The following is a 12,709-nucleotide window of genomic DNA, read 5'->3' on the forward strand; positions in this document are numbered from 1 at the left end:
GACCGCGCGCATCTTGTAGGACCGGCTTTAGCCGGGAAAGCGTTAGTCGTCACACCGCCAAATTGATGGTGGTCAAACCGGCCTCTTCCCGGCTGAAGCCGGTCCTACCAGGGCTCCGCGTGTGGTCAATGTGAGAACAGCGAGTTCCCGACCTTGCCCGCCATCTTCTCCGGCTTGATCAGGAACCGCGCCAGCGCTGGCAACAGCCACAGGGCGCCGAACATGTTCCACAGCAGCATGAAGGTCAGCATCAGGCCCATGTCGGCCTGGAATTTGATGGCCGAGAAGATCCAGGTGCACACCCCAATCGCCAGGCACAGGCCGGTGAACAACACCGCTTTGCCCGTGGACTTCAGCGTCTGGTAATACGCTTCCTGTAACGGCAGACCCGCCCGCAGGAAACTCTCCAGTCGGCTGTAGATGTAAATCCCGTAATCGACCCCGATCCCCACGCCGAGCGCTACCACCGGCAGCGTGGCGACTTTCACGCCGATGCCCATGAACGCCATCAGCGCGTTACCCAGCACCGACGTCAGCACCAGCGGCAGGACGATGCACAGCGTCGCCGCCCATGAACGGAAGGTGATCATGCACATCACCGCCACGCACACGTACACCAGAATCAGAATGGTCAGCTCGGCCTGCTTGATGACTTCGTTGGTGGCCGCCTCGATCCCGGCGTTACCCGCCGCGAGCAGAAATTCCAGTCCGTCCTTGTTGTTCTGCTGAGCGAACTCCTGCACCGCATGCACGGCCCGATCCAGGGTTTCGGCCTTGTGGTCGTTCAGGAAAATCAGCAACGGCGCCAGGGAACAGGTGTTGTTGTACAAACCGTCAGCGCGAGAAATCGAGCTGTTCAGCACGTCCTTGTTGCGCGACAACGACTCCCATTTCAGGTTGCCCTCGTTCATCCCCTTGATGACCTGTTTGGACACAGTCACCAGCGAAATCGCCGATTGCACCCCGGCCGTGTTTTCCATCTTCCACGACAGCTCGTTCATCGCCGACAGCGTCTGATACGCAGAACAGCCCTCGGGCGGCGTCTTGACCATCACCACCAGCACGTCGGAACTGGTCGAGTAATTGTTGATGATGAAACTGTTGTCCTGGTTGTAGCGCGAGTCCGGCCGCAATTCCGGCGCGCCCTGGTCGAGGTCGCCGATCTTCAGGTTATGGCCGTACCAGAGGCCGCCCACCAGCGCGACCAGCGCCAACGTCACTGACACACGGGCGACTTTTGGCGCCGCAAAGTTCGACAGCAGACGCCAGAAAGGATGCTCGCGCACGGCATCCTCTTTGCTGCGCACCACGGCTTTTTTGCTGATGCCAACGTAGGAAATCGCCACCGGCAATAGGATCAGGTTGGTGAACACGATCACCGCCACGCCGATGGACGCGCCGATGGCCAGCTCGCGGATCACGCCGATGTCGATGATCAGCAACGTGATGAAGCCGACGGCGTCCGCAAGAATCGCGATCATCCCCGGCAGGAACAACTGGCGGAACGTACGGCGTGCAGCCGTAAGCGCGTTGTCGGCGTCACTGGATTGCAGGGCGATGCCGTTGATCTTCTGCACGCCGTGGGAAATACCAATGGCGAAGATCAGAAACGGCACCAGCATCGAGTAGGGATCAAGCCCAAACCCCACCACATGCATCAGGCCCAACTGCCAGATCACGGCGATCAACGTGGTGCTCAACACCGCGATGGTGCTGCGGGCGCAACGGGTGAACCACATCAGCAGAACCAGCGTGATCAGGAACGCGATGCCGAAGAACATCACCACCATGATCAGGCCGTCGATCAGGTCGCCGACCTTCTTGGCGAAACCGACGATGTGAATCTCGACGTTGGGGTTCTGCGCTTCGTACTTGTCGCGAATCTTCTCTTCAAGCTGGTGGGAGAACTGACGGTAATCCAGCGGCAGTAGTTTGCTCTGGTCGTTGGGGTCCGGGTAGAACTCCTGCAGCGGCACATCGACGATGCTCGACTTGAAGTTGTTGGACACCAGACGCCCGACCTGCCCTGACTTGAGAACGTTATTGCGCAGTTTGTCGAGGCTCTGCTGCGAGCCGTCGTAGCTCTGCGGAATCACCTCGCCGCCGGCGAAGCCCTCCTCCGTTACCTCAGTCCAGCGCACGCTGGGGCTCCACAATGACTTGAGCCCGGAGCGATCCACGCCGGAAATGTAAAACACTTCGTCGTTGATCTGCCGCAGGGTCTCCATGTACTCCTTGGAGAAGATGTCGCCCTGCTTCGCCTCGACCGAGATGCGCACAGTGTTGCCCAAGTTCGCCAGGTCGTTGCGGTGCTCCATCATGTTCTGAACGAACGGGTGGCCCAGAGGGATCATTTTTTCGAAGCTGGTGGACGGACGCACCAGGGTCGCTTGCCAGAACAGGAAGACGCTGACCAGCAGGCAGATGCCGATCACCGTCTTGCGGTTGTTGAACATCAACTGTTCCAGGCGCGTCGGTTTGTCGTGATGGTGTTGAAGGTTGCTCATGGAAACGTGTCCTCGCCTGCTTGTTCTTATTGTTGAGCGCTGTCAGCGCCCGTCGGCGAGGTGACGCGAACGCCGCCCTGTCCCACCAGAACCAGATTGCCTTTGTCGTCCTCGGCGACCCCGGACAGCGAGAGCCGGTCGGGGCGATTGGCAACCGTGAAGCTTTCGCCGTCGTCCGTGCTGCGCATGACGCTGCCGCCGTTGCCGACCAGCACGATGGAGTTGTCCGGCATCAGCGAGGCATTGGCGATGCTGAACTCCAGCGGGCCGCGCTCACCCTGCAGCGGGACCGGCTCCCAGGTGGTGCCGAAATCGGTCGAACGAAACAGGTTGCCGCGCAAGCCGTAGGCCAGCAGCGTATTGGATTCAGCAGTGCCGAGCGCACCGAACAACGAGCCTTGATAAGGGCCTTCGAGTTTCTCCCACGTCTGGCCGTCGTCCGGGGAGCGGAACATGCTGCCCTGTTCCCCGACCACGAACAGGCCGGCGTCCTTTACGTACGCAATGCCGTTGAGGTGGAATTGGTCTTCGTTATCCAGCCGGTCGCCGATGTCTTCCCAGTGCTGGCCGCCGTCGGTGGTTTCCAGCACCGCGCCATATGCGCCCACGGCGATCCCGGTGGTCAGGTCCTTGAACCAGACATCCAGCAGCGGTGCTTCGCGCTTGAGGTCTTCGAACTGTTTGGCCCATGTGGCGCCGGCATCGCTGGTGGCGAGGATCTGCGCATCGTGCCCCACCGCCCAGCCATGTCGCTCATCGACGAAATACACCGCCGTGAGCATCTGGCGCGTCGGCACTTTGGCCTGGCTCCAGGTTTTGCCCTGGTCGTCGGAGTAGAGAATGTGGCCGCGATCTCCCACCGCCACCATGCGTTTGCCGGCATGGGTCACGTCCAGCAGCAGACTGCGGGAGGCTTTCGCGGATTCAAGGGCGTAAGCGGCGGAATCGCCAGCGTTCGCAGGGGCGTCGCCGGGTGCGGCGGCGGACGTGCTGTCAGCAGCGAGCGCAGCGCCGCAAAAGATCGGGGAGATAAGCAGCGACAGCGCAGCGTGGAGAGGCAGGCTCTTGAAAAGCGTCCGGGCGCTGAGATGGCCCCGAATGACCGCAAACCGAGTGCGCCGAATGACGGGCTCACGCATGGAGCTAACCCCTTCCTTTATTTTTATTAGGTTCTTCAGAAGGCCGTTTCAACCGCGCAGACGCTCTAGCCTGCATGGGACGTGGCCTCACCGAAGCGACCCCATCCTAGTCAGCTTTGGAAACGTATGACAATCAACATGACGTTATCTTTTGTTAAGCAACGGGGCGCTGATTGGCGCGTTATCACTGGGAGTGATTGAGCGGACCCACCGTGTGGAGTCTATATGGGCCGTGGGACCTCAACTCAGGCGAAAACCGCACCGGGCGGCGCAAATTCGGTGCGGGTTGCGGCACGGTTTGCGGCATGGCTCAAAAGGCGTAAGTGAGCGCCAGGGTGGACATCGTCGTCCTGGCGGACTGGCTGCCCGCGTCACCCGCGATACGGAAGCGTTCGCCGCTGTGGGTGTCCTTGATCAGCGTGCTGCCCTTCGCCTCGGCGTACACCTGATGATCGACACCCGCCCTCAACGAAAGATGCGGACTCACGCGATAGCTCAGCGCCACCGCGAGGCTTTGCATACGCCCGTTGTCGCCATAGTCACCGTCATAGGTCACGCCGGTGACATGATGCCGGTCGTGATCTCGCGCTCGGACCCACTGGCTGTATTTGAACTTGCCTTCCAGCGTCCAGTTGCGGAAATGGTAGAGACCGACCAGACCCACATAAGGCGTGTCGTAGGTCTGCTGATATGAAATGCCTTTCTGCCCCGCCGGGAATTCTCCGGACTCATCGCGGACCCCCTCATCCGACGAATAGGTGTAGCGCCCGCCTCTCGCCTGCCAACCGAACTGGTTGCGCTGATAACCGAGCATCACGCCCAGCGCCAGATCATCACGCTTGAGCGCCCAGGCGGTGGCGGCGAAATCGGCCTGCCAGGCTTTGGTGACATGAGTGTCCGGGTGATCGGAATAGTCACTCCAGCCGGCGTTCTCGTCCTCCCAATCGTAATCCTTCAGATGCCCGTCACCCTTCCCCATCCGCGTCCAGCCGTTCAGATCAAGGGAAAGCCAGTCCATCGGCTGGTACTTCAGGCCCAGATGCAGCGTCGGCACCTGCTTAATGCTCCAGTTCAACTGGCTGATCTTCTGACCGCTTTCAACGTCGTAGACCTTTTCCCGCGCCTGACCATTCAGCAGCCCGACACCCAGACTCACCCCAACCGCCCCCAGCTGGAGCTGCTCCTCGCGGGTCGTCTGCGCCTCGGCCAACGCCTCGGTTCCCAACGCAGCCAGCCCTAGCCACACCAACGCCTTCCTACCCTTCATCACCCACTCCGCACTCTTCTTATTGAGAATTTTGTCCAGCGCCGCACGCCGCTGGACAAGGAGCGAAAGGATGAAGCGCCGCGAAGGAAATCTCTGCCGGGCGGATCTGAAGGAATTGCGTGAAAGCTAAACGTTGGTATTGGGAAATTGCCTACAAGCGAGCGGTGAGTGACGGCGGTCCGGCGCACCTCTCGGACGTTCGATCTAGGCTTCTTTAATCATCCGTAGCGTTAAAGGCTCAAGTCCTTCACGATGGCTTCATCAACGATTTTTGAGATGCCATCCAGGGCAGTGCGTAAGAGCTCCGGCTCCGTGCGGTAACGTTTGGGCTCATAGCCGAACGTGTTGCCGCCATTGAAGGCTGAGATGTATTCGGTTCGCTGCCAGATCAATTGGTCGCCCCGCTTCATGCTGCCAGTGACAGTGATCGTCGGATAAACGACGCTGCTAAACCCCTGGGTCAACGCAAATCCCCAGTTGTTGACGGTCAGAAGAATTTCCGCGTCCGCCGGGTCATGCTCGCCAACCACCTTGAACCGCCCGTTCTGCCGAACGTGATGGCGCCCTTCGGCGGCTATAAGCGCTCGGGCAATGGCCGAGAGTAAGGCGTGCAGGGGTTTGAAGCGTATCTGGAGACCAAGGCGATTATCAGCTTCAACGCCTGATCCGCATCTGGTCGAGCGACCCTCAGAACCGCCTAAAGACCATGAAACCGCTGCCATAAAAAAGGGCTGTCCGCGCAAACGGACAGCCCTTTTCGACATCCGCCCGACTTACGCCAGGCTTTTGCTCACCACTTCATACACGTCCGGCGACAGCGGGCCCGAGGCGAGGATGCGCTCCAGTTCCGCTTTCATCAGCGCTTGCCGCGCGCTGTCGTACTTGCGCCAGCGGGTCAGCGGCGCCAGTTGGCGGGAGGCGATCTGCGGGTTGAAGCCGTTCAGCTCGATGACCAGATCGGCCAGGAAGCGATAGCCCGAGCCGTCCGCCGCGTGGAAGTTGATCAGGTTCTGCCCGGCAAAGGCGCCGATCAACGCACGCACCTTGTTCGGGTTTTTCATGGTGAACGCCGGGTGCTGCATCAGCGCTTTAACGCGTTCCAGACCGCCGGGCAAAGTGCTGCCCGCCTGCACGCTGAACCACTGATCCATGACCAACGCGTTGTCTTTGAAGTTCTCGGCGAACACCTCCAGCGCCTTGGCCTTCTCGGCGTCGAACGGCGAGTTCACCAGCACGGCCAGCGCGGTCAGGCGCTCGGTCATGTTGTCGGCGGTGTCGAACTGGTCGATGGCGGCGGCCAGCACGTCCGGCTTGCCGGTCAGCATCAGGTACGACAGGGCGATGTTCTGCAGCGCACGGCGAGCGAAGTGCTCGGACGCGGCCACGTACGGCGTCTGCTTCGACAACTCGCGATTGGTCTGATAGCGCTGCCACAGCGCGTCGCACAGGTTGTCGGCCAGTTGCTGGCGGGCAAATTCTCGCGCGGCATGGATGGCGTCGACGTCAGCCACTTCGCTGATCTCGATGAGGTACGCCTCGCCCGGCAGCGAGAGCATTTCCGCGACCATGGCTTGGTCCAGGCTTTCGTCGGTCAGCACGGTGTGCAGCGCGGTGATCAGACGCTGATCCATGGCCAGCGCTTCGCCTTTCTGGTGCTGGGCGATCAGGTCCTGCAGCACCTGAACCGACAGTTGCTGACCGGCATCCCAGCGGTTGAAGCCGTCGCTGTCGTGCTGCATGAGGAACATCAACTGATCGCGGTTGTACGGGAAGCTCAGTTTCACCGGCGCCGAGAACCCGCGCAGCAGCGACGGCAGCGGCTGTTCGGCGATGTCGATGAAGGTGAAGGTCTGCTCGGCTTCGATCACCGAGAGCACCCGGGAGGTATTTACCGCCGGTGCCTCGCCGTGCAGGCGCAGAGGGAGTTCCTGACCCTGGGCGTCCAGCAGGCCCATGGCGACCGGGATCACGAACGGCAGCTTCTGATCGCCCGGTTGGCCCGGCGTGGTCGGCGTGCTCTGACGGCAGGTCAGGCTGTAGGTTTTCGCGGCAGCGTCATACGACTCGCTGACCACAAGGCGCGGCGTGCCGGCCTGGGAGTACCAGCGCTTGAACTGTGTGAAGTCGACACCGTTGGCGTCTTCCATGGCCTTGACGAAATCGTCGCAAGTCACGGCCTGGCCGTCGTGGCGCTCGAAGTACAGATCACTGCCCTTGCGGAAGCCCTCGGCGCCCAGCAGCGTGTGGATCATGCCGACCACTTCCGAACCCTTCTCGTACACGGTCAGGGTGTAGAAGTTAGAAATCTCGATGAAGCTGTCAGGGCGCACGGCGTGTGCCATGGGGCCGGCGTCTTCGGCGAACTGGTGGGTGCGCAGGTAGGCAACGTCCTGAATGCGCTTGACCGTGGCCGAGTTCATGTCGGCGGAGAAGCCGGAATCACGGAACACCGTGAAGCCTTCTTTCAGCGACAGCTGGAACCAGTCGCGGCAGGTGACACGGTTGCCGGTCCAGTTGTGGAAGTACTCGTGGGCGACGATGGCTTCGACGCGCTGGTGGGCGGCGTCGGTGGCGGTTTCGGCGCGGGCCAGCACGGCGCTGGAGTTGAAGATATTGAGGCCCTTGTTCTCCATGGCGCCCATGTTGAAGTCGTTGACGGCGACGATCATGAAAATGTCCAGATCGTATTCGCGGCCGTAGACCTCTTCGTCCCAGCGCATGGACTTCTTCAGGCTGTCCATGGCGTGCTGGCATTTGTCGACGTTTTCCGGTTCGACGAAGATGCGCAGCGTGACCTTGCGCTGGCTCATGGTGATGAAGGTGTCTTCGATGCACCACAAGTCACCGGCCACCAGCGCGAACAGGTAGGCCGGCTTTTTGAACGGATCTTCCCACGTCGCCCAGTGGCGGTCGCCGTCATCGGAGGGGCCGGCGGCGATCAGGTTGCCGTTGGACAGCAGGATCGGGAAGGCCTGCTTGTTGGCGGTGAGGGTCGTGGTGAATTTACTCATCACGTCCGGGCGGTCGAGGTAATAGGTGATCTTGCGGAAGCCCTCGGCCTCGCACTGGGTGCAGAACATGCCGCTGGATTTATACAGGCCTTCCAGGGCGGTGTTGGTTTCCGGGTGGATCTTCACGGTGGTGTCCAGAGTGAAGGTCTCGGACTTCGGCTGCACGGTCAGGCTGTCGGACGTCAGCTGGTAGCCGCTCTGTGCAAGGTCGCCTTCGGACAGCTCGACATCCGCCAGCTTCACCGACAGCAGCTCAAGCAGCTGGCCGTCGAGCTCCAGCGGTGGCAAGGCCGCGCCCTGAGCAAGCGCGGCGCGCTCCGGGTTGCGGCGCATCACCAACTGCGCGTGGACCAGCGAATGGTCGTCGAACAATTCGAACGTCAGGTGGGTCTCGTCAATGAGGTACTCAGGCGCCTGATAATCCTTCAGGTAAATCATTTTCGGCTGGTCGGTGCGCATAGTGTTGTCCCTTCTTCTGCTAATACGGGCTACTGATGCACGGCGAGTTGATACGCCGTGTACTTGCGAATATTGATCACGCCGGTGTCGAAGATCAGGTACTGCCCTTTGACGCCCAACAGGGTGCCTTCGGCGATCGGATCCTTATCCAGATTGAAGCTGACGATCTTGGTCGGATAGGCCTCTACCGGGTAGCGGATCTCGACGGGCTCGACATCGTTCATCACCTGAATGGCCTGCAGGCCAAAGCGCATCTGCAGCGCGACTAGGCCTTCGGCGCAGGACTCGAACAGTTGCTGACGCATCGACTTCAGATCAACCGCCGGCGCGTCGCCCTTGAGCAGCGCGCGCCAGTTGGTGCGGTCGGCCACCTGACTGCGGAACAGGTCTTCGACAAAACCGGACTGTTGTCGCGTGGCACAGCGCACGATCGGCAGCGCCTGACTGGCGCCCTGATCCAGCCAGCGCGTTGGCAGCTGGGTGGCGCGGGTGATGCCGACTTTGACGCCCGACGAGTTGGCCAGATAGACCACGTGATCGGTCATGCAAAACTGCTCGCCCCATGCAGGATCGCGGCAGGTGCCATGCTCGTGGTGGCAGCGCTCCGGGCTCATGATGCACAGGTCGCACTGCGCCAGCTTGAGCATGCACGGGTAGCAATAACCCTGGCTGTAGCTGGTCTTGGTGCGGCGGCCGCAATGGCTGCAATGAATCGCACCCAGGTATTCCAGGCGCACGGTTTTGCCGATCAGCGGGTTGACCGGGATCTGTGAATCACCCAGCCGGAACGCATATTCCACCCGCGAGGCCTCAAGCCGCGCGGACATTTTGTTGACGGAGCCTCTGCCGATTTCAATCAATGAATGGAGTCCGATTTGAACAGGATATTGGGCACGGGCGCCGACTTCGACGCGCACTCTTGCGGGCCCATATAGCCGATGCGCTGGTCCTCGGGCACGTTGCGCACTTCCCAGGCAATCAGCGCCTGGAGCGACAGCTCACGCTGTTCCTGGGTCAGCTTGCGGCCGTCGGACCATTTGCCGATTTCCACCGCCAGCTTCAGGCTTTCATAGACGTCCGGGGTGATGTTTTCGATCATTTCGACAAAAGAGGACATTGGGTTCTCCCAGAATTAAGCAGGCGATTCTAATGTTTGCGGCGGGCCAGTGCACCGCCCACAAGACCTGTAGCACAACCGATGATCAGTCCGCCGACGTGGGCGCCGTTGGCGATTTCGCCAAACCCGAGCACGCCGACGACACCGGACAGGCACACCACCAGCCAGATCAGCATCATCCCCAGAACACCGCGCGGTAGACGATAGATGGGGTTGGGGGCGAGCAATTGAAAGATCCAGCAGTGACCGAGCAAGCCATACAGTACGCCGGACAGGCCGCCGAACAGGCTCGGGCCGCTCCAGAAATACTGGCCGTAGTTGGAAAACGCGCTGAACGCCAGGGTCAGGCCAAGCAACTGCCAACTGCCCTGGCGCATTTCGATGCGCCGGCCTAGCTCCCAGAACCACAGCGCGTTCATCACCAGGTGCAGCACACCGAAGTGAATCAACATCGGTGTGACGATGCGCCACCATTGCCCCGCCGCCAGCGACGTTTCCACCGGCAGGAAGCTGACGTACTCGCCGTTGATGCGGAAGTCGTTGAAGGTCAGCCAGCTCAAGGCCTCGAAGTTGTCGCCGAGCAGGGTCACGCCCGCGACAATCAGGCACAGCAGCAAGATCACGCTGGTCACCGGGCTGTTGCGCACTTGCACCAACGGGCTCGGCCGGCTCACGGCCACCACTTCGCGGCCCGGGGGCAATTGCGCCGTCGGGTCGCCTTCAGGGTATTGCTGATACAGCTGGCGAATGTCATCGGCCAGTTGCGGTGCATCGGGCACCCACAGCACTTGCTCGCCGGCCTCTTCGCTCACCCGATGGGGCACGTTGAGGCGCCGCAACAGTTCGACGAAACCGCTGAGGTCGGTGTTCAACGGCAGACGCATTACAGCAACCGGACTCATTGACCTATCTCCGGTCGGGTGACGTCGACCCAGACGAACTTGTCCGGGTCGATGTGGGTTTCCTGGTCCAGCCGGTACGCAACCAGCTTGCCGTAGAGCACGGCGCTGTAATCCAGGCACGCCAGATTGGGGCGGATCGGCGCGGGAATGCCGCTGCGCCAGTAATGGCCGACGAACAACAGCGGTTCATTGGCGCCGTACCGCAGCAGCGCGTTTTTCTCGCTGGGGGACAGCGGTCGCCGGGCCACCGGTTCCGGTAGCGCGTCAGGCTGAAACACCACGTCGCCGTAGGTCTGGGGGTCGTCTTCCCAGAACTTGGTGCGGAACGAGGCGCGGGTCAGGCCGTCGCCACCGGTCAGGGTCATGCCGTGGGGCAGGCGCATGTCGGTGCCGCGCAGCAGGCGATCAAACACCGCGCAGGCAAAACTGCCGGGCTCCGCCGACGCCTGCACAAAGGCCTGGTCGATGCGACCGTCGCCGTGAACGCTGCGCAACGGCTCGATCAGGCTGGCATCCCAACAGGCGTGGACGACCCGGAAGCGCTCGGCATCGATGAACAGCGGCAACTGGTAAAACCATTTGAGGAAGTCGTTCCAGTCACCCGGATACTGCTCGAACTGCGCCAGGGTTTCGCCCAGCAGGCGGGCATGCCGCGGCGTGTGTTCCCGCACCCACTCATGGCCGCTGTCAGGAGGCGCCGGCGTGCTCCAGCCCAGCGCGTTGAATTCATGGTTGCCCATGATGCAGAACGCCTGGCCGGCCTCGACCATGTCACGGACGATGTGCAGCGCTTCGCGAATGCGCGGGCCGCGGTCGATGATGTCGCCGAGGAACACGGCGATGCGTTCAGGGTGGCGCCAGACGCCGGCCTGAAAGCGGTAACCAAGGGTGTCGAGCAAGTGCTCAAGGGTCTGGGCACAACCATGCACGTCACCGATCAGATCGTAGCCACGCGCGGGATCGAGCATCAGTCGCTCCCGCCGCCAAGCCGACTGCCCCAACCGAGTTTGGTCCGGCAGACTTCGTAGTAGTTGTGATCGAGCGGGTGAATGAGTCGCAGCTTCTGCGGCTTCTTTTTCACGGTCACGGTATCACCCGGCGCGCAGGTGAAGTGGTTCTGGCCATCGCAGGAAACCTGTGGGTAGATCGTCATGTCCTTTGAGACAACGATTTTCAGCTCACTGTTTCCATCGACGACAATTGGCCTGCCGGACAGCGTGTGCGGGTACATCGGCACGATGACGATGGCGTCGAGTTTGGGGTGCATGATCGGGCCGCCCGCCGACAGCGCGTAGGCCGTCGAGCCGGTGGGCGTCGCAACGATCAGGCCGTCGGCCTTCTGGCTGCAGACGAACTGGCCGTCGATGTAGATTTCGAACTCGATCATCCGCGTGGATTTGCCGGGGTGCAGCACGACGTCGTTGAGCGCGTCGCCCTGCCCGATCGCTTCACCGTGACGGCGCACTTCGGCCTGCAGCAGGAAACGGTTTTCCACCAGATAGTGGCCGTCGAGCACTTCGGCGACTTTGACTTCCAGCTCGTCGGGGCGAATGTCAGTGAGGAAGCCCAGGCTGCCACGGTTGATGCCCAGCACCGGCACGTTGTGCTTGGCCAGCGCACGGGCGGCGCCGAGCAGACTGCCGTCGCCGCCGACGACGATGACCATGTCGCAGACTTCACCGAGCATCTTGCGCGAAGACGTCTGCAAACCATGCCCCGGCAGGACCTCGGCGATGGCGTCTTCGAGGATGACATGCAGGTGCCGCGATATCAGGAATTTCTTGAGTCGGCGAACGGTCTCCACCACCTGGGTACTGCCCAGGCGACCAATGATGCCGATATTTCGAAATTGCTCCATGGGGCTCCCGCAGGCTTGATGCGTGTAAAGAACGCGATTATGGGCGAAGGGGTCGGGTGCGGCAAATGGGGCGATCTTCCCACAGCGCCGTCCCCTCCGCGCCTCAGCAAATATAGGCCCGGCGCCCACAATGGATTTTCGTCAAATGGGCAATTGGTGTCAGGCACAAAACCTGTAGGAGCGCGCTTGCCCGCGAAGACGTCGGCAGGGTCGGCACAGATGACAGCTGACACACCCCGTTCGCCAGCAAGCCGGCTCCTACACCAGATTTACGTCAAACACGCAATCGGCGTCGGGCACAAAACCTGTAGGAGCGCGCTTGCCCGCGAAGACGTCGGCAGGTTCGGCACAGAGGACGGCTGACACACCCCGTTCGCCAGCAAGCCGGCTCCTTGTATCTCGACTAATGCGCCTTCGGGAGCGATAGTTCTCGACTGATCATCGAGGGA

General features: G+C 61.4%; 10 protein-coding genes and 1 pseudogene. 1 reads left to right on the forward strand and 10 read right to left on the reverse strand.

Translation table 11 applies throughout. The features are described 5' to 3' along the window. Positions 1–125: 125 nt before the first annotated feature. The 4 genes from L4G42_RS25700 to L4G42_RS25715 form a co-directional block, all read right to left on the reverse strand. Entirely contained in the window at positions 126–2,507 is a 2,382-nt protein-coding gene (locus L4G42_RS25700) for an efflux RND transporter permease subunit (protein WP_237253012.1), read from the reverse strand. 26 nt (positions 2,508–2,533) lie between these two features. Beyond that, positions 2,534–3,646, reverse strand: coding sequence for a WD40/YVTN/BNR-like repeat-containing protein (locus L4G42_RS25705; RefSeq protein ID WP_237253013.1), 1,113 nt, complete (start codon positions 3,644–3,646; stop codon positions 2,534–2,536). A 310-nt stretch (positions 3,647–3,956) separates the two neighbouring features. Then, complete coding sequence (locus tag L4G42_RS25710; RefSeq protein WP_237253014.1) at positions 3,957–4,913, reverse strand: omptin family outer membrane protease; 957 nt, start codon at positions 4,911–4,913, stop codon at positions 3,957–3,959. A gap of 230 nt (positions 4,914–5,143) precedes the next feature. Beyond that, entirely contained in the window at positions 5,144–5,443 is a 300-nt protein-coding gene (locus L4G42_RS25715) for a hypothetical protein (RefSeq protein ID WP_237253015.1), read from the reverse strand. 21 nt (positions 5,444–5,464) lie between these two features. Between L4G42_RS25715 and L4G42_RS25720 the strand changes: the two are divergent. Next, positions 5,465–5,578, forward strand: a pseudogene (locus L4G42_RS25720) (aldehyde dehydrogenase family protein); the annotation flags it as partial. 108 nt (positions 5,579–5,686) lie between these two features. On the opposite strand, the gene pepN reads toward L4G42_RS25720, so the two are convergent. The 6 genes from pepN to L4G42_RS25750 are packed head-to-tail and all read right to left on the reverse strand — an operon-like array spanning position 5,687 to position 12,260. Further along, complete coding sequence (gene pepN, locus L4G42_RS25725; RefSeq protein ID WP_237253016.1) at positions 5,687–8,383, reverse strand: aminopeptidase N; 2,697 nt, start codon at positions 8,381–8,383, stop codon at positions 5,687–5,689. A gap of 29 nt (positions 8,384–8,412) precedes the next feature. Continuing rightward, on the reverse strand, positions 8,413–9,243 hold the full coding sequence (locus L4G42_RS25730; RefSeq protein ID WP_237253017.1) for a DUF2797 domain-containing protein: 831 nt from the start codon (positions 9,241–9,243) through the stop codon (positions 8,413–8,415). Further along, on the reverse strand, positions 9,240–9,500 hold the full coding sequence (locus tag L4G42_RS25735) for a YeaC family protein (protein ID WP_074888021.1): 261 nt from the start codon (positions 9,498–9,500) through the stop codon (positions 9,240–9,242). Before L4G42_RS25735 ends, L4G42_RS25730 begins: the two co-directional genes overlap by 4 nt. Positions 9,501–9,529: 29 nt before the next feature. Further along, positions 9,530–10,402 (reverse strand): rhomboid family intramembrane serine protease, encoded by an 873-nt coding sequence (locus L4G42_RS25740; RefSeq protein ID WP_237253018.1) that lies wholly within the window; start codon positions 10,400–10,402, stop codon positions 9,530–9,532. After that, positions 10,399–11,370: a metallophosphoesterase gene (locus L4G42_RS25745; RefSeq protein ID WP_237253019.1), complete on the reverse strand. Its 972-nt coding sequence runs from the start codon at positions 11,368–11,370 to the stop codon at positions 10,399–10,401. The genes L4G42_RS25740 and L4G42_RS25745 overlap by 4 nt, the downstream gene beginning before the upstream one ends. Beyond that, positions 11,370–12,260, reverse strand: a complete 891-nt coding sequence (locus tag L4G42_RS25750) for an NAD(+) kinase (protein WP_037011709.1) — start codon at positions 12,258–12,260, stop codon at positions 11,370–11,372. The genes L4G42_RS25745 and L4G42_RS25750 overlap by 1 nt, the downstream gene beginning before the upstream one ends. Positions 12,261–12,709: the final 449 nt, after the last annotated feature.

Origin of the sequence: Pseudomonas petrae, assembly GCF_021728295.1 — a bacterium.
Taxonomy (GTDB): domain Bacteria; phylum Pseudomonadota; class Gammaproteobacteria; order Pseudomonadales; family Pseudomonadaceae; genus Aquipseudomonas; species Aquipseudomonas petrae.